The organism is Gracilibacillus orientalis (assembly GCF_900114645.1).
Lineage (GTDB): Bacteria > Bacillota > Bacilli > Bacillales > Amphibacillaceae > Gracilibacillus > Gracilibacillus orientalis.
In genome coordinates this window covers 26721-44479 of the sequence record NZ_FOTR01000001.1, presented here as the reverse complement: position 1 = coordinate 44479, position 17759 = coordinate 26721, and the positions used below count along the sequence as shown (strand labels likewise).

General features: G+C 35.9%; 15 protein-coding genes and 1 pseudogene. 15 read left to right on the top strand and 1 reads right to left on the bottom strand.

Features of this window, described 5'->3' with window-relative positions; translation table 11 throughout:
- Positions 1-14 precede the first annotated feature (14 nt).
- The 14 genes and pseudogenes from iolC to BM121_RS00125 all read left to right on the top strand — a co-directional run.
- Positions 15-1001 carry a 5-dehydro-2-deoxygluconokinase gene (gene iolC, locus BM121_RS00190; RefSeq protein ID WP_091479363.1) on the top strand — a complete coding sequence of 329 codons (987 nt, stop codon included), beginning with the start codon at positions 15-17 and terminating at the stop codon, positions 999-1001.
- A gap of 20 nt (positions 1002-1021) precedes the next feature.
- Positions 1022-2938 carry a 3D-(3,5/4)-trihydroxycyclohexane-1,2-dione acylhydrolase (decyclizing) gene (gene iolD, locus BM121_RS00185; protein WP_091479360.1) on the top strand — a complete coding sequence of 639 codons (1917 nt, stop codon included), beginning with the start codon at positions 1022-1024 and terminating at the stop codon, positions 2936-2938.
- A gap of 41 nt (positions 2939-2979) precedes the next feature.
- Entirely contained in the window at positions 2980-3831 is an 852-nt protein-coding gene (gene fba, locus BM121_RS00180; RefSeq protein ID WP_091479357.1) for a class II fructose-1,6-bisphosphate aldolase, read from the top strand.
- 333 nt (positions 3832-4164) lie between these two features.
- Complete coding sequence (gene iolG, locus BM121_RS00175; protein ID WP_091479354.1) at positions 4165-5172, top strand: inositol 2-dehydrogenase; 1008 nt, start codon at positions 4165-4167, stop codon at positions 5170-5172.
- Positions 5173-5244: 72 nt separating this feature from the next.
- Complete coding sequence (iolE, locus tag BM121_RS00170) at positions 5245-6141, top strand: myo-inosose-2 dehydratase (RefSeq protein ID WP_091479351.1); 897 nt, start codon at positions 5245-5247, stop codon at positions 6139-6141.
- Between the two features lie 136 nt (positions 6142-6277).
- A complete protein-coding gene (locus BM121_RS00165; protein WP_091479348.1) occupies positions 6278-7288 on the top strand; it encodes a LacI family DNA-binding transcriptional regulator in 1011 nt (336 codons plus the stop codon).
- A gap of 349 nt (positions 7289-7637) precedes the next feature.
- Positions 7638-8918: an ABC transporter substrate-binding protein gene (locus tag BM121_RS00160; protein ID WP_245780690.1), complete on the top strand. Its 1281-nt coding sequence runs from the start codon at positions 7638-7640 to the stop codon at positions 8916-8918.
- A gap of 200 nt (positions 8919-9118) precedes the next feature.
- On the top strand, positions 9119-9988 hold the full coding sequence (locus tag BM121_RS00155) for a carbohydrate ABC transporter permease (RefSeq protein ID WP_091479342.1): 870 nt from the start codon (positions 9119-9121) through the stop codon (positions 9986-9988).
- Positions 9981-10814: a carbohydrate ABC transporter permease gene (locus tag BM121_RS00150; RefSeq protein ID WP_091479339.1), complete on the top strand. Its 834-nt coding sequence runs from the start codon at positions 9981-9983 to the stop codon at positions 10812-10814. Before BM121_RS00155 ends, BM121_RS00150 begins: the two co-directional genes overlap by 8 nt.
- Before the next feature lie 38 nt (positions 10815-10852).
- Complete coding sequence (locus BM121_RS00145) at positions 10853-12562, top strand: prenyltransferase/squalene oxidase repeat-containing protein (RefSeq protein ID WP_091479335.1); 1710 nt, start codon at positions 10853-10855, stop codon at positions 12560-12562.
- A 116-nt stretch (positions 12563-12678) separates the two neighbouring features.
- Positions 12679-13530 carry an ROK family protein gene (locus BM121_RS00140; RefSeq protein WP_091479333.1) on the top strand — a complete coding sequence of 284 codons (852 nt, stop codon included), beginning with the start codon at positions 12679-12681 and terminating at the stop codon, positions 13528-13530.
- A 241-nt stretch (positions 13531-13771) separates the two neighbouring features.
- Positions 13772-14263 (top strand): large conductance mechanosensitive channel protein MscL, encoded by a 492-nt coding sequence (gene mscL / locus BM121_RS00135; protein WP_091479330.1) that lies wholly within the window; start codon positions 13772-13774, stop codon positions 14261-14263.
- 582 nt (positions 14264-14845) lie between these two features.
- Positions 14846-15649: a class I SAM-dependent methyltransferase gene (locus BM121_RS00130; protein ID WP_175495249.1), complete on the top strand. Its 804-nt coding sequence runs from the start codon at positions 14846-14848 to the stop codon at positions 15647-15649.
- Between the two features lie 122 nt (positions 15650-15771).
- Positions 15772-16014, top strand: a pseudogene (locus BM121_RS00125) (UDP binding domain-containing protein); the annotation flags it as partial.
- A 157-nt stretch (positions 16015-16171) separates the two neighbouring features.
- Here the strand turns inward: BM121_RS00125 and BM121_RS00120 are convergent.
- Positions 16172-16414, bottom strand: coding sequence for an LLM class oxidoreductase (locus tag BM121_RS00120; protein ID WP_175495248.1), 243 nt, complete (start codon positions 16412-16414; stop codon positions 16172-16174).
- Positions 16415-16668: 254 nt separating this feature from the next.
- On the opposite strand from BM121_RS00120, the gene BM121_RS00115 reads away from it, so the two are divergent.
- Positions 16669-17670: a LacI family DNA-binding transcriptional regulator gene (locus BM121_RS00115; protein ID WP_091479323.1), complete on the top strand. Its 1002-nt coding sequence runs from the start codon at positions 16669-16671 to the stop codon at positions 17668-17670.
- Positions 17671-17759: the final 89 nt, after the last annotated feature.

Here is a 17759-nt window from a genome sequence, read left to right as displayed (position 1 = left end):
AGGAGACAATAATGATGGCGATTACATTTAATACTGATAAAAAGTACGACATTATTGCAATAGGTCGTGCTTGTATCGATCTAAATGCGAATGAATACCACCGACCGATGGAAAAAACGATGACATTTACCAAATATGTCGGCGGATCTCCTGCTAATATAGCGATCGGAAGTGCGAAATTAGGACTGAAAACAGGCTTTATTGGAAAGATTCCTGAAGATCAACATGGGAATTTTATTAAACAATATATGTCGGAAAAAGGTGTCGATACCTCAAATATGGTATTTGACACAGAAGGACGTAAGGCAGGCCTTGCTTTTACCGAGATCTTAAGTCCTGAAGAGTGTAGTATCTTAATGTACCGTGATAATGTAGCAGATTTATATTTAGACCCAACAGAAGTTGATGAGAGCTATATTAAGCAATCTAAGGTACTGCTTGTGTCAGGTACAGCATTGGCTAAAAGTCCTTCACGGGAAGCAGTTTTTAAAGCGGTAAGTCTTGCTCGCAAAAATGATGTAAAAGTTATCTTTGAACTGGATTATCGTCCATATACATGGAAATCACAAGAAGAAGTCTCGATTTATTATTCTGCTATTGCAGAGCAGGCGGATATAGTAATTGCGACAAGAGATGAGTACGATGTTATGGAAAACAGACAAACAGAAGGTGACAATCAAGAAACCGTCAACAACCTGTTCCAGTACGAGGCAGAACTTGTTGTTATTAAACACGGAGTAGACGGATCTTATGCCTATGAAAAAACAGGTAGTATCCACCATGGCAAGGCATATAAAACACAGGTTTTGAAAACGTTTGGCGCAGGTGATTCCTATGCTTCCGCTTTCTTATATGCTCTTATGAATGGCAAGGATATCGAAACAGCGCTTAAATTTGGAGGTGCATCGGCAGCAATTGTCGTGAGTAAACATAGCTCTTCTGAAGCAATGCCAACTGTATCTGAAATTGAACAATTAATCAAAGATCAATCGGTTGATTAATGTAGAAAGGAAGTAGTGTAATGGGTAAAACAATTCGACTAACGACTGCACAAGCCTTAGTACGTTTTTTGAATAATCAATATATTCATGTAGATGGTGAAGAATTTCCGTTTGTCGAAGGAGTCTTTACTATTTTTGGACACGGTAATGTACTAGGTATCGGTCAGGCACTGGAACAAGAGAGTAATCAATTAAACATATATCAAGGTAAAAATGAACAAGGGATGGCACATGCTGCTATTGCTTATAGTAAACAGAAATTACGTCAAAAGATATTTGCGGTTACAACGTCGATCGGTCCCGGTTCAGCAAATTTAACAGCAGCAGCTGGTACCGCTTTAGCGAATAATATTCCAGTATTATTTTTGCCTGGTGATACTTTTGCCTCCAAACAACCTGATCCTGTGCTGCAGCAAGTGGAGCATGAAACTAGTTCCAACATTACTACAAATGATGCTTTAAAAGCAGTCTCTCGTTATTGGGATCGTGTTGTTCGTCCAGAGCAATTAATGTCTAGTATGATTCGTGCCTTTGACGTACTGACAGACCCTGCAAAAGCAGGCCCTGTCACCATTTCGATCGCTCAAGATGTTGAAGGAGAAGCCTATGACTATGATGGTTCCTTTTTTGAAAAAAGAGTGCATTATCTTGATCGAAAAGAACCTACATCGCGCGAGTTAGAAGGTGCTATATCTCTGATAAAATCCAGCAAAAAGCCTTTAATTTTAATTGGCGGTGGTGCTAAATATTCTCAAGCGAGAGAGTCCCTAATCCAGCTCTCTGAGCAATACGATATTCCACTAGTCGAAACACAAGCAGGAAAAGCAACAGTAGAATCGACCTTTGATAATAATTTAGGAGGTCTTGGCGTGACGGGTACGCTTGCTGCCAATAAAGCAGCTAAGCAAGCCGATTTAATTATCGGTGTCGGAACAAGGTATACAGATTTCTCTACTTCATCTAAAACCGCTTTTAATTTAGAAGAGGCAAAGTTTTTAAATATCAATGTTAGTAGAATGCATGCTTATAAGTTAGATGGTTTCCAAGTAGTGGCAGATGCCAAGGCCACACTCGAAAAAATTTTGCTTGGATTAGATGACTATCAATCTGAATTTGGAGAACAAATAAAAGATTGGAAAACACAGTGGAACCAAGAGCTAGCTCGTTTAGGAAATATTGCATTTAATAAGACCACTTTTGATCCAGAAGTGAAGGATCATTTTAATCAAGAAATATTAAATGAATATGCGGAAGCCTTTCAATCAAATTTGACCCAAACAGCTGCGTTAGCAACAATTAACCATACGATAGATCCTGAAAGTGTAGTGGTTACTTCCTCTGGGTCACTACCAGGAGACATGCAGCGAATGTGGAAAGCTAAGACTCCTAATACGTATAATGTCGAATATGGATATTCCTGTATGGGGTATGAAGTTTCAGGTGCCTTAGGAGCCAAGATAGCAGAACCATACAAAGAGGTCTATTCCATGGTTGGTGATGGCAGTTTTCTTTTATTACATTCTGAATTCGTAACAGCCATTCAATACAACCAAAAAATAAATATCATGCTTTTTGATAATGCAGGGTTTGGCTGTATCAATAATTTACAGATGTCAAATGGCAGTGGCAGTTACCAAACCGAATTCCGCGACGTCAATAATGAAATTTTAAACATCGATTATGCAAAAATAGGTGAAGCATACGGTGCAAAAGTATATCGTGCTCACTCTATAGAAGAATTAAAAGAAGCAATTATCGATGCAAAACGTCAACCTCATTCAACACTGATCGAGATGAAAATTCTGCCGAAAACAATGACAGATGGATATGAGAGCTGGTGGAATGTTGGTGTTGCAGAAGTAGCTAATGATGTTAAGGTCACAAAGGCATCTGAGGAACGTGCGAAAGTTCTTAATCAACATGCTAAACAATATTAAATATTGATTATATGTAAACGATAGAAAAGAGTTGTTATAATATGCTTGTCTCGATGAAAGACATGATAGTAGAAGCCAAAAAAAACCACTATGCGGTAGGACAATTTAATATTAACAGCTTTCAGTGGGTCACAGCTATACTTCAAGCAGCGGAAAAAGAGAGGTCACCTGTTATTATAGCATCGACTGATAGAATTGTAGATTATCTTGGTGGTCTAAAGCTTATAGCCAGTACAACCAGAACAATAGTGGAAGAAATGCAAATTACTGTTCCAGTGGCTCTCCATTTAGACCATGGCTTTACGGTAGAACAATGTAAAAGAGCAATTGATGCTGGTTACAGTTCTGTGATGATAGATGGTTCTAAATATCCTATAGAAGAAAATATTAAAATGACGCAAGAAGTAGTCGAATATGCCAGAAAATTTGGTGTATCAGTGGAAGCGGAAATAGGATCAGTTGGTGGAACAGAAGATGGAGTTGTAGGTGGCATCAAATATGCAGATCCTAGTGAATGTTTTCGAATAGTAGAAGAAACTAAAGTGGATGCTTTGGCTGCAGCGTTAGGATCCGTACACGGCGAATATAAAGGAGAACCGAAATTTGCTTTTGATTTGATGAAGGAAATATCGGAAGGGATAGATATTCCTCTAGCCTTACACGGTGGATCAGGCATACCAGATCACCAAATCATTCAAGCAATTGAGTATGGACACGCTAAGATAAATGTGAATACAGAATCTAATAAAACATGGGCAGAAACTGTAAGAAACATCTTAACAAATGATACCAAACTATTCAGTCCGCCCGATATATTAGGACCTGGTATGGATGCGATAACACAAGTAGTTCAAGAGAAAATGAGGTTATTTGGATCTGCTAACAGAGTCTAATTAATCAAAAGGAACAGTATCATATAGATGCTGTTCTTTTTTTATGTTAGCAAAGTATAAAATACTAGCGATGGAGTAACTCGACGAAGTGAAATTTTGAATGTACAAAGTATAAGTAAAACTTCGGCACTAGCTAAAAGACAAGACTTTTATAAGATGCAAAAAAATATGTTCAGTGGTGTTCTGATAAAGATAGTCCTTTTAATTTTTTGTGTATTATTTCACTTTAATTCATTGACTAGACGAACAAAAGGTATTATCATTAAGTTAAGCGCTTTCTCAATAATAAAAATGTTTGCAATTTAATATAGAGTAAAGTAAAGGAGTATGCATATGCAGAACGCTAAGGTTGGAATCATTGGAGCAGGAAGAATTGGACAATTACATGCGAATAATATCCTACGCTCCTCTCAAATTGAATTAAAAGGTATTTGTGATATAAATGTTACACACTTAAAAGGAACTAATTTAGAAAAATATGTACCCGTTATAACAGAGGATGTATCTGTTTTATTAAATAATGCAGAGATCGATGCTATCTTTATTTGTTCGTCTACGGATACTCATTGTCACTATATTTCACAATGTGCAGAAGCGGGTAAGCATATCTTTTGTGAAAAACCGATAAGCTTTAGCCTGGAAGAAACAGAACAAGCATTAAGTAAGGTAAAAGAAGCGGGCGTGAAGCTGCAGATCGGTTTTAATCGTCGGTTTGATACACATTTCAGTAAAATCCATCAACTCATAAATGATGGAAAAATCGGAAATACACATATGATAAAAATTACTTCACGGGATCCAGAACCGCCAAATGAAGCCTATATTAAGTCTTCTGGTGGTATGTTTTTTGATATGACGATTCACGACTTTGACATGGTGCGGTATTTGTCCAATAGTGAAGTGAAATCTGTTTCGGTTGTAGCGAGTAACTTAGTTGATCCTGTATTTGAAAAATATAATGATGTGGATACGGCTATTATTACACTTACATTCGAAGATGGTACTTTGGCAACGATTGATAATAGTAGAAAAGCAGTATATGGCTATGACCAGAGAATAGAAGTTTTCGGTGAAGATGGTGTAATGCTTGCAGAAAATGAGCGGAAGTCTAATGTGAAAATAGCAACAAATGAAGCGGTTACCATAGACCATCCAAAGTATTTCTTTTTAGACAGATATAAAATTGCTTTTGAGAAAGAGATTGAAGAGTTCGCACAATCAATACTAGATAATACGTCACTATCCTGTACAGGCGAAGATGGATTACAGGCTCAGAAATTGGCAATTGCTGCAAAAAAAGCATGGGTAGAGAAACGCACGGTTGAAATGCATGAGATATAAGTAGAATAGGATAACTAACTATATTTGAAAAAAGTGTGTACAATCAAATAGTAATAGAAAAGGAGTGAGCGTATGCTATCGAAAGAAAATATTCAATTAGGTATTGCGCCAATTGGATGGACAAATGATGATATGCCGGAATTGGGTGGTGAAATAACATTTGAACAATGCATAAGTGAAATGGCACTTTCAGGTTTTTCAGGAACAGAAGTCGGTAATAAATATCCGAACAATGTCGAAGATTTGAAAAAGGCATTGCAATTAAGAAAGTTATCCATAGCAAGTGCATGGTTTAGTGCATTTTTAACTACTCAACCGTATGAAGAAACAGCAATTGCATTCATCAAGCATCGTGACTTCCTATCTGAAATGGGTGCAAAGGTTATTGTTGTGTCAGAACAAGGAAAGAGCATTCAGGGCAATATTGACGAGCCGTTATTTAAACATAAACCAGAATTTAATGAGGAAGAATGGGTAAAATTATCGAAAGGGTTAAATAAACTAGGTGAATTAGCGAAAGAAAAAGATATGAAATTGGTGTATCATCACCATATGGGTACAGGTGTACAAACTGCCGAAGAAATTGATAGGTTAATGGCAAATACAGATGAACAATTGGTTTATCTGCTGTTTGACACGGGACACCTCTACTTTTCTGGAGAGGATCCTGTCTTTGTTTTAAAAAAATATATAGATCGTATTAAACATGTTCATTTAAAAGATGTCCGAGATACGGTAGCCGAAATGGTAAGAAAAGATCAATTAAGTTTTTTACAGGCTGTCAAAGCAGGGGTTTTTACAGTCCCTGGTGATGGGTCCTATGATTTTAAGTCTATTTTTAGTGTGCTTTCTGACAGCGATTACAAAGGTTGGTTTATCGTGGAAGCAGAACAAGACCCTGCGAAGGCAAATCCTTTAGAATATGCAATTATTGCTAGGAATTATATACAAGAAAAGGCAGGAATATAAGCAAATAATATACACAACAAAGATGTATGAGGATTTACAGCATGATTTTATTTCATTATATTGATAAAATCATGTTGTAAATTTATTTAGATATAGTTTGCTTATCCGATATACATCTTAAGAGAGTAGGTGGAGTATGAAAGTTACCATATATGATGTCGCGGAAAAAGCTGGGGTCTCCATTGCAACGGTATCAAAGGTGATAAACAGTACCGGTAATATGCGCCAAGCAACTAGAGAACGAGTGCTCTCAGTTATGGAAGAACTTAATTATTATCCGAGTATGATGGCATCAGCGTTAACCGGGAAAAAAACCGAGACTTTAGGATTATTGGTTCCGGATATTTCTAATCCTTTTTTTTCTGAAATAGCAAGGACAATAGAAGATCGTGCACATGAAAAAGGATTAAGTGTGATTATGTGCAGTACAGATGAAAGTCTCGAAAAAGAAAAGAAGTATTTAGAATTATTGAGGAGAAAACAAGTAGATGGCTTTATCATTGCTTCCTCATTTAATGATAAAAACTTATTAAAAGGTATTAAAAGTGCTAGTATCCCTTTAGTAATGTTAACACAGGAAGCAGGTATGGCAGGAGTAACCTCTGTAGCTGTTGATGATTTTTCGGGTGGTTATGATGCCGCTAATCATTTGTTGGAATTGGGTCACCAAAAGATTGCACTTATTAATGAGAATAGATTGAGTAGTAAGATGCGTGTCTATGGGTTTCGAGAAGCATATGAATCACATGGTTACACTTTTACAGACGATATGGTTATAACTACAAATGCTTCATTAGCGAATGGGAAAAAGGTTTTACAAACCATTATTAATAATGGAAATTTGCCGTCCGCTATTTTTGCTTGTAATGATTTATTAGCAATTGGTGTCCTGCAAGGTGCCAGAGAGCGAGGTATAAATATTCCGGAAGACCTTTCATTAATGGGTTTTGACAATACGATATTAGCAACTACTTCTGTACCAGGCTTAACAACGATTGCACAACCTATTGAAGAGATGGGGAAGAAGGTTGTAGACGTCATAATTGACTCCATTAATAATAAGTATTCAGGTTCAGAACGGATTTTGTATAACCCTGAATTAATGCAACGGGATACCACTAGGGTCTTAAGTGAGGAACGAGTCTGATATTATTTTGTAAAACTATTACCCAACGTACAATAAATAAAATGCTTGAGTATCTCCATTCAAGCATTTTATTTTTGTATAAAAATAAGCAAATAATGAAGCGCTTAATCTAAAAATTGGTTAATAAGTACTGCAGATCCCGTTTTTATCAAGAGGAATCTGTAAAAAAGAGTGTGTTTTATAAAAAATGATGAAAAACACTTGAAATACACTGGTTAAGTTGATATTATAATTAAAGAAAGCGCTTAACTATTTTGTGTTTGAAATATTGATTGGAGGGATTAAAACCCTTTTATTTTAGAAAAAAATGATAACCCTTACAAAAAGATTAAAAAAGGAGAGGTTAATTGTGAAAAAGCTTTTATTTATACTTATCGCTATCTTATTTGCCACTTTAGTTGCTTGTTCAGGAAGTGAAAGCGGTTCCGGTAGCGGCGATTCTGCTGAAGGTAATGATTCGGGTTCTGGGTCCTCAGGGGAAAAAATGCAATTTTATGTTTCAGGCGACAAAGTGGAAGGAGCTGCATTAACAACAATGGCAGAAAAATATACAGAGGAAACCGGAACAGAAATAGAAGTTGTAGATGTCCCTTATGATGATATGGTTACTAAAATAACAAATATGATGAGAGCTGAAGAACCTCCAGCTCTAGCACGTATCACTGGTTTTAATCCTGCATGGCAAGGTAAATTAATGGATCTAACGGATGTTGCGGAAGCAAATAATGTACGAGCTGAAATGGGTATCACTGTAGAAGATGAATTAGTAGCGCCACCACTAGATTTAACTGCTGTCGGAATGTTTATTAATAAAGACTTGTTTGAAGAAGCTGGAGTTGAGTATCCAACTAGTGAAGATAATATTTGGACATGGGAAGAATTTGTCAATGCAATCGAAACGGTTACTAAAAATACGGATGCTCAATATGGAATGGTAATGGATAATTCTGAACACAGATTAAACGCTTTCTTGTATCAGCATGGAAGTAAGGGCTTTTACCAAGAAGGTGACGAGTATACTACAAATGAAGAAACAACAGAAGCTTTGCAACGTTTTGTAGAATTAAATGATAACACCATCATGCCAAAAGCGGTTTGGACGGCAGGAGAAGATGCTTCTTCTATGTTCAAGAGTGGAAGAGTAGCAGCTTATATGTCAGGTTCATGGCAGATTTCAGATTTTGCAACCAATATTACTGATTTTGAATGGCAATCCGTTTATATGCCTTATGAAGAAGTTCGTGCAACAAATCTTGGAGGTAACTATTTAGTTGGGTTTGAAGGGTCTGGTCAAGAAGAGCAAGCTAAAGAATTTATCGATTGGTTATACCAAAAAGAAAATTACGAAGAACTTGCAACTCATGGCGGGTATTTACCTGTAACAACAGATGCAGAAGTGGAGTATGAAAAAGCACCAGAAGCATATGAAATTTATCAAGATGAAATTGCAGCAACGGATCCAATTGCTAGTCAACAGAGAAACGAATTAGTAAGAAAGCAATTAGTTTCTCAAAGAGCTTTAGGTAGTGTATTAGCTGAAGAAATGATTAATGCACTGAATGATGAACAAGCTGTTGAGCAAGCTGTCGAGAATGTAAAATCACAGATGACAGAAGCATATATAGAATAATTTTCTATAGGAATAGCGACCATTTGTTCACGGCGTAACCGTCCATAATATCCCCACTTCAATATTTTGGCATAAGCAAAGAAGTTAGGTGGGGGTAAACGAACAGTAGCATCCTGTTAATGGAAGTCTCACTTTATATGGTCGCTATTCCAAAAAAACAATACAATAAAATTTTCTGCGAGTAGGAGGGGGAATTCTAAATGAAAGATACAAATAAAAAATGGGCTTTTATTTTTGTAGCAGCAAACTTAGTTTTGTTTTTGTTATTTTTTGCTTGGCCTGCTTTATTGGGTGTTTATTACTCATTAACAGAATACAACGGAAATGTTGCTACATTTATCGGACTAGAGAATTACATTAACCTTTTTCAGGATCCAAGCTTCTACAAAGCGATGTCTAGAACATTTTTATACACATTGATAGGCGTACCACTTGTGTACATTACTTCTTTATTTGTGTCAGTGATGTTAACTAGTAATCATACAAAAGGAAAAAATATTGCGAAAATAATATTCTTTTTCCCATGGTTAGTTTCACCAATTGTTGTTGGTGTGTTGTGGAGATGGATGTTTGGAGAAAGCTTTGGATTTGTGAATTTTGTCATCCAGGCAATTGGTGGCAACCCAATACCGTGGTCGTCAAATGGTGATTTTGCATTTATAGTGGTTCTTTTTGCTACCGCTTGGGCGGGAACAGCTTTTAATATGCTCATTTTTATAGGTGCTATTATTAGTATCCCTAGATCACTCTACGAAGCAGCAGATGTAGATGGGGGATCAGGTTGGCAAAAATTTTGGCATGTTACATTGCCGTCGATTCGCTCAACATCATTTTTAGTTATATTATTGGCGGTATTTAATTTAATGAAAGAGTTTCCAATGGTTCAATCACTAACTAATGGTGGACCAGGTACAGATACTACTTTTATCGTGCAATATATTTATGAAACCGGCTTTGACCAGATGAGAGTAGGATACGCTAGTGCTGCTTCCATGGTTCTATTTGTAATACTATTAGTATTCTCTTTGTTACAGTTCCGTTTTGCGAAGGGTGGTAAGGCAAATGAATAGTAAGTTAAATGATAAATTTGCAACAACTATGTTAACCGCTGCATTATTTATAATAGCTCTTATGTATTTGTTTCCGATTGTATGGCTTTTATTAAGTTCATTAAAACCAGGAAATGAGTTGTTCTCCTATCCATTAAAAATTTTTCCTGATAACCCAACATTAGACGGGTATGCTTATTCATGGCAAACGATGGAATTCATTAAGTATTTCATCAATACGTTGATTGTTGCTGTGGTGACAACCGTTTTGACAGTATTAGCGAGCGCTTCATGTGGCTTTGCATTAGCGAAATATAATTATAAATGGCTTAATGCCTTTCTGATCTGTATGTTAGCAACAACTATGTTACCGACAGAAGTTATTATGAATCCAACTTTTTCTGTAATTCTTAATCTGAACCTTTATGATAGTTTAGCAGGTTTAGTCATACCATCCATTAGTACGGCTACGGGTATCTTTATGTTTAGACAATATTTCATGACCGTTCCGAATGACTTGCTTGAATCTGCTCGAATTGATGGGGCGAATGAAGGGAAAATTTTCTTTCAGTTAATGCTTCCGATTGCGAAGCCTGTGGCTATTACCTTGGCTATTTTCTCTTTTCAATGGAGATGGAATGACTATATTTGGCCATTGATTGTTTTAAGTGATCCTAATAAGTATACAGTGCAAATTGCCTTGCGAAGCATCGTAGGGGCGGATAATATTGATTGGGTATTACTGCTATCATCTTCTATTATTTCCTTAGTACCTATGATTATTATCTTTATCGTTTTCCAAAGATATATTATGGATACAGGTGCTACTTCTGGGATTAAAGGATAATAGCACCTCATTGGTTTACAAAAGGAGGTAGAAATAAATTGGAGAAAATTATTTATATAAATGATAAAGCAACAGACTACTTTTGGAAACAGCAAATTTTGGATCAAGAAAGCAGATATTTTGGAGGTATTATTGATCAAAAAACAGGAATACCAACTCCTACTCATACTGGCACAGGGAGCGTAATAGCGACTTGGGTCTGTTCGTATCTAAACAGTCGCTCGAAGTATTTTAAAAATGCTGAACTCGAAGATAAAATACATTTCGCATTAAATTATATGCTTGATCAACAGCATGAAGATGGAACAATATCACCTGGCTGGACGAACTATCATTCACCTCCTGATACCGCCTTTTTAGTAACTGGTTTAAGTCAAGTTTATAAGTTTCTTAAATCGAAAGAAGAAAAAGCAATGTCAGACAAAGTGGAATTTTTTTTAAAACGAACGATTCCCGCTATGTTAACAGGTGGTTGCCATACACCAAATCACAGATGGGTACTAACGTCTGCTTTAGCACAACTTTATACTGTTTTTAAAGAAAAAGCCTTGATAGACAGAGCGGAAGCATGGTTACGAGAAGGTATTGATATTACGGAAGATGGTGAGTGGACAGAAAGAAGTAACGGAATCTACAATACGGTCAGTAATATCTGTTTGTATCATACTGCGACTATATTAGATAAACCATATATTCTGGAGTACGTCCGGAAAAATTTAGATATGATGCTATATCTTGTTCAACCAAATGGGGAGATAGTAACGGATTATTCGGGACGACAAGATTTAGCGAATACATATGATTTATCGCCTTACCATTTAATTTATAGATTAATGGCGCTTAAAGATGATAATGGCTTGTACATGGCTATGGCAGATCTTTCATTAGAAAGTATGGAAGATCTTGGACCAGTCAACAACCATGTCATGCTCGGTTATTTAATGTACCCGGAAATTCAGAATATCAATATAAAATCACAACCATTACCAACCACATATGAAAGATTCATTAATGGAAATTATCCATTACAGAACAATTTGGAGAAGATGAAGAGCGTTGGACACCATTCCAAAATTGAACATAGTAGTATGCATACTTCTTTTGGTGCACCTGTTGTCAGGTATCGCAATCATGATGTGAGTGCCACAATTATGGGAGGGAATACTTCTTTATTTTCTTTGCACAACGGTGATGTCAAACTTTTGGGAGTGAAAATTTCCTCCAGTTTTTCACCTGGGATTATTGAGTTTTACTCTCTTGAAAAAAGAGATAACAGTTATTATTTAAAGCAAGAGTTAGAAAAAGGATATACAGGACCATTGCCTAGTACAGATGTACCTGATCAAGGAGAAACAAGTGTTTGGTATTTATTACCTCATCAAAATAGGAAAGTCACCCATAATCAAAAACATCATGTAGAAGTGAAGGTGAACCACTATGATGAAAATTGGGAATTGCAACTTTGTACAGATCAATTAAAAGACGTTTTTTATCAAGTAGAATTTATTTTTAGTGCTGAGGCAAAATTGAGTGGTGATGGAATGGAAAATATGGATGATCACCATTATTTTTGGAAAGACGGTATTCTCGAGATTTCACAAGGCAAGAACACGATGCAAATTGAATCAGGAGGACATGAACATTGGCAGTCTCAATTGGCTAAGAGTGAATTTAATAATCAAATGAAAGTTGTTAAAGTGAACCTGGTGTCACCTATAGATCGTACATTTGTGATTAAAAATCTATGAAAGGTGTAATGCAATAGCCATGACTCAAGAGCATACTTTTAAAGCAGCAGAACTAAGTATAATAGCATAAAATGATGCGTTAGTAATAGAATAAATAATGAGTAGGTCGATAAATAATGTATACAATAGGTTTGGATATAGGTGGTACAAAAATTTATGGAATCATATCAGATCTGTCTGGCAAGATCGTTTATGAAAGAAAAGTTAATACATACTCTGAAATAGATGACTTGATCGAGTGGATTTGTACTTTTATAGATAAATCTCCTGTCTCTTTACATGAAATTACCGGAATGGGGGTTGGCGTTCCCAGTATTGTAGATCGTGAAAACGGCTTGGTCTTAGATGCGTATTCCTTAACATGGACAAATGTTCCTTTAAAAGAAATTTTAGCTACGACATTCGAATTTCCTATTTGGGTAGACAATGATGTGAATTTTGCAGCTTTAGGGGAAAGTACTGCTCTTGATAAGAAAAGTAATAATATCCTGTTTATCGCAATCGGAACAGGTCTAGGTTGTGGGATTATAATAAATGGTCATCTTGTTACAGGTGCAAAAGGCTTTGCAGGTGAGGTAGGATTTAATATTTCATCATTGTCTGATAGCCGAAATACAAATGGTTTTGGTGCTCTAGAAGATCAATTATCTGGTACAGCGTTAAGTAAGTACGGTGATCCATATCATTTGTTTCAGCACTATTGGAATAGGAAAGAGCCTGGTTTTACTGTTATTAATCAATTTATCAATTTATTGACGGTGCAAATTGTAAATATGGTGAATTTATTAAATCCAGAATACGTTATTATAGGTGGTGGCGTCTCAGAATCTATGGAACCATTTATAAAGAATATTACCAAAAATGTCAACGACAAAGCAGCATCACAAACAAAGATAAAACTGGCACAATTGAAAAATAAAGCAGGAGCAATAGGCGCTGCTTATATTGCTAGGAGACAATTAGATTAATTTAATTGATTTAAATTGTTGCCTCTTTCGCTTAATGAACGATCGATTCCAAACGTTTCTAATGCCTGATCAATAAGTTGGTTCTTAAACTCACTTCCTCTATCCGTGTGAAACAATTCAAGATGATGAAGATTGTAAGGGACGGATGCAAAGGCACTTGAACTAAAACAAGAGAACCGTCCCTTTGTTGCATAGCTAGTCCCTGTCTTTCATATCTATATGTAAGGAGGGGGCATTTTGAATGGGAATATTTCAAGAGTTTCGGCAGTTTATGATGCGGGGTAGTGCGATTGATATGGGGATTGGTGTGGTACTGGGTGCTGCTTTAAGTAGCTTTGTAGATTCTTTGGTTCGAGATATTCTGCTTCCGCCTATCGGGCTGGTGTATTCCAGGATGAATATAGAAAACTTACATATAAGTCTTAGTGGAAGAACGTATTCTTCTTTAGCAGAGGCAAAGGAAGCTGGGGCAATAACGATTAATTATGGATTGTTTATCTCGACATCGATACGGTTTCTTATCATTTTATTTGTCGTTTTTCTAGTAGTGAGGCAAATGAATCGCTGGAAGAAACCACATCAACATCCATCAGACTCGATGACTAATAAAGAATGCCCGTATTGCTGCTTGTCCATTCCTAATAGAGCTGTCATTTGTCCCAATTGTTCCTCATCACTTGAGAAGAAACAATCCGCAGAAAGAACCACGTACCCACGTTTGAAGATAAAATAATTCACCCCACCTTTACGTACTGTTCAACCAACAATCATTAAAAAGTGAAATGATGACTTTTATTGAGCAAGATCTAGAAAACAACCAAATATGAGAAAGCTATAAACTTTGATCTTGGAGAATTTCTAGGACCCCTCGCAAAAGGGACTGTAGAGATTTTGAAATCTCCTTTTAGGGGTCATTAATAAATCATGATCACCCATCGAAGGGATGATTTACACAATAAATGAAAGTCTCATTGACTTTGCCACTTTTGCATGCTCCTTCATATTCTTTCATGCTTAATTTAACTTTCTTTTAATCATTTATATATTTTTCACTTGTTACTTCATTTAATCCTACGATTATCAATAAATTTAACTAACTAAATTATAATTAGCTTATTATTTTAATATCTTCAACACTATTTTTTATGATACTTTTCAAGTATGGGTTTTCTGTTTATGATGAAAAATGGTTGGAGGTGCCTGAAAACGAAACAGCAGGAAGTTAGGATTAATAATCACTAAAAATAGGAGTTATCACATCATTCAAAAAAACCATATGCCTGATAGTCGAAAGTTATGGGGAAGGATGACAATAATGGAACAGTATGGTGTAGGGATTTTTAGTCAGGATCATGAGGATGAAAGTGACCGTCTCAAAAGTATATCTGAAACCTTCGATCATGTAAGCTTTACCTACCTTAAAACTCGAGGATTGATAGAAGGCGGACGTTATTTAGATGTAGGTGCAGGTAACGGCAGTATAGCAAAATGGCTTGCAGAACAACCAGAGTTGAGAAATGGAGAAGTTGTAGCAGTTGACCGAGATATACGTGAACTTCAAACGCAATCGCTTAGTCAAAGGTATGAGAACCTACGCATAGCTGAGTATGATGTTACGCAGAATGAAGAAGGTTATCCATTTGGTATGTTTGACATGATCCATGCTAGATTGGTCCTTATGCATTTAAGAAACCGTGCTGAAGTTCTTAAAAAGCTTACTTCATGGGTTAAGCCTGGTGGATGGATAATTTTGTCTGATAGTTTGGATTTAACGACACAGAATTCTAATCATGAGCCTTATCGAAAATTAATGTCTGTAATGTGGCCTAAATTAAAAGAGGTAATTGGTAGTGACATAGAATGGGCTCCTACGGTACCGCAACGATTACGTGATACAGGCTTTCATAACATTGGCATGGAAGCGTACTTACCTTCTTTAGACAACCAGTCTCCTTCATCCGTTTTTTGGAAAAAGACATGGTATCAATTTCGTGATGAGTTATTGAAGGATCCGAGTATTAATATGGATACCTTGAAAAGAGCTGAGGAAATACTGTCTAATAAAGATTTTACAGAACTTTCCCCTGGTATTTTAACGGTTTGGGGAAAGAGACCTTAAGTGTGATCTTTTTTTTATACTTACGGGCCAATAAAAACAGCAACATGTAGAAATGATAAGCTTCTAATTACAAACCATCAATATTAGTATTCTTCTAGTCTGTTGTCGGTATTACCGTCTCAGACTCTGATAACTTTAGACAATCTGTCATTCAAGGTGTTATGAAACGAATCAAGGCAAAAGGTGTAGATGTTGTTGTCTATGAACCATTATTGGATGAAGAAGAGTTTTATGGTTCACGAGTGGGTGAACGATTTTAACGAGTGTAAAAAGATATCAGATGTCATTGTTGTGAATCGATTGACAGATGATTTAAGGATGTAGCGGATAAGACTTTTACTAGGGATTTGTTTAGTAGAGATTAAGATAGAAAATAAAGGAAGCCAATCACATTCGTTTTGTGATTGGCTTCCTTTTTTGTATTTATGTAAGGAGATGGATTTATTATTACATAAAGAAAGCGCAGGGGAGGGAGTATCATTCCGACTGCGCTTGTTAATGAAGATTAGATCTTATTATGTATCAATCAACCACTTCTTTTAATATTTGATAAGAATTTTTTTGTTTCTCTGTATCATATATATAAGAAATGGCCATTAGTTCATCTACTTGGTATTTCTCTTGGAAATTCGTTAATTGTTCGCGAATCGATTCTTTACTACCTAGCAGTACGGCAATTGCCATAGAGGAAACGACGCTCTTCTCTTGCATGGTCCATAACTCATCCATATCTTTCACTGTTGTTTCTGCTGCAATCACGTTCACACAAACCATCATATATGGTTTATTTAAATATTGGGATGCTTGAAACTCTTTCCGATAAATAGAAATAGCCCCCGCTATTGGCTAAATGGTCCTCATAAATTAAAGCAGGCAGTTCCAAATGAGGGTAAAAATAAACTTCAAAGAATCAAAAAATAGAAAGAAAGCGTTGACAATAGCAAGAAGATATAGTAAATTAATAGACATTAAGAATTGCTAAAACGATATAGCAAAATGAATTAATAGGAGTTATAATTATGGCAACTATTCGTGATATAGCTAAAAGAGCTGAGGTTTCACCTGGTACCGTTTCTTTTGTGCTAAATGGTAAAGGTGACCATATGAGAATTGCAGCTAAAACACAAGAAAAAATACTAAAAATCGCTAAAGAATTAGGTTATCTCCCAAGTATATCAGCAAGGCGTTTGAGAAATAGTGAATCAAAGAATGTTCCTGTCATAGCTATTTTATGGACATTAGATACAAGAGCATCACTAATAAGTAGGTTCCTTAAAGGAATCCAAAATAAGTCATTATTTAAAGAAAATCTTTTTGAAATTTTAATACAACCATATGAGAATGGGAAACTAAGTGAAGTAGAGAGCCTACACACAGGAAATAAGTATAATGGAGCAATTATTGCTAATGCATCTGATGAAGACTTGAGATATATAGAAGATTCTAATCTTAAAGTGCCAATTGTCTTGTATCAGAGAAAATCAGATAAATACAGTACCGTTAATGTAGACGGAAAGAAAACTGGTTTAGATGTTGCTGAATTTTTATACGAGAAAAATCAAAAGAATGTAGGTATAGTTGTTCCAAATCTATCATCACAAGCAGTTTCTCTAAGACAGGATGGGTTTTTAGAAGGTGTAAATACCTTGGGGATGAATAATTTATGTGTTAAGTATGGCGATTTTAGTGAGAAGGGTGGTTATGATGCAATGGAATCATTAATTAAACAAACCAACTCATTACCAGAAGCACTTTTCTTTCTAAGTGATCCAATGGCAGTAGGTGCTCTTAGTGCATGTCATGAATATGGAATACGCATACCAGAAGATTTGAAGATAATAGGTCATGATAATGATGAGCAAACCTCATACACTGCACCATCCTTAACTACAGTACATCTACCAGTAGAAGTAATGGCGGGTGCCTGCGTTAATCAGTTGATAGGTCAGATAAACCAAACGATTGAGACAGCTACTAAAGAACAATATGAAACAAATATAATCGTACGGAAAAGTTGCTGAGTGCTAGCATATAGCATTTTTATATCTAAAGCTATAACGTTTTAGCAAAATCGTTTTATATTTTATAATAGGGGGTGATAGTGTTTTTG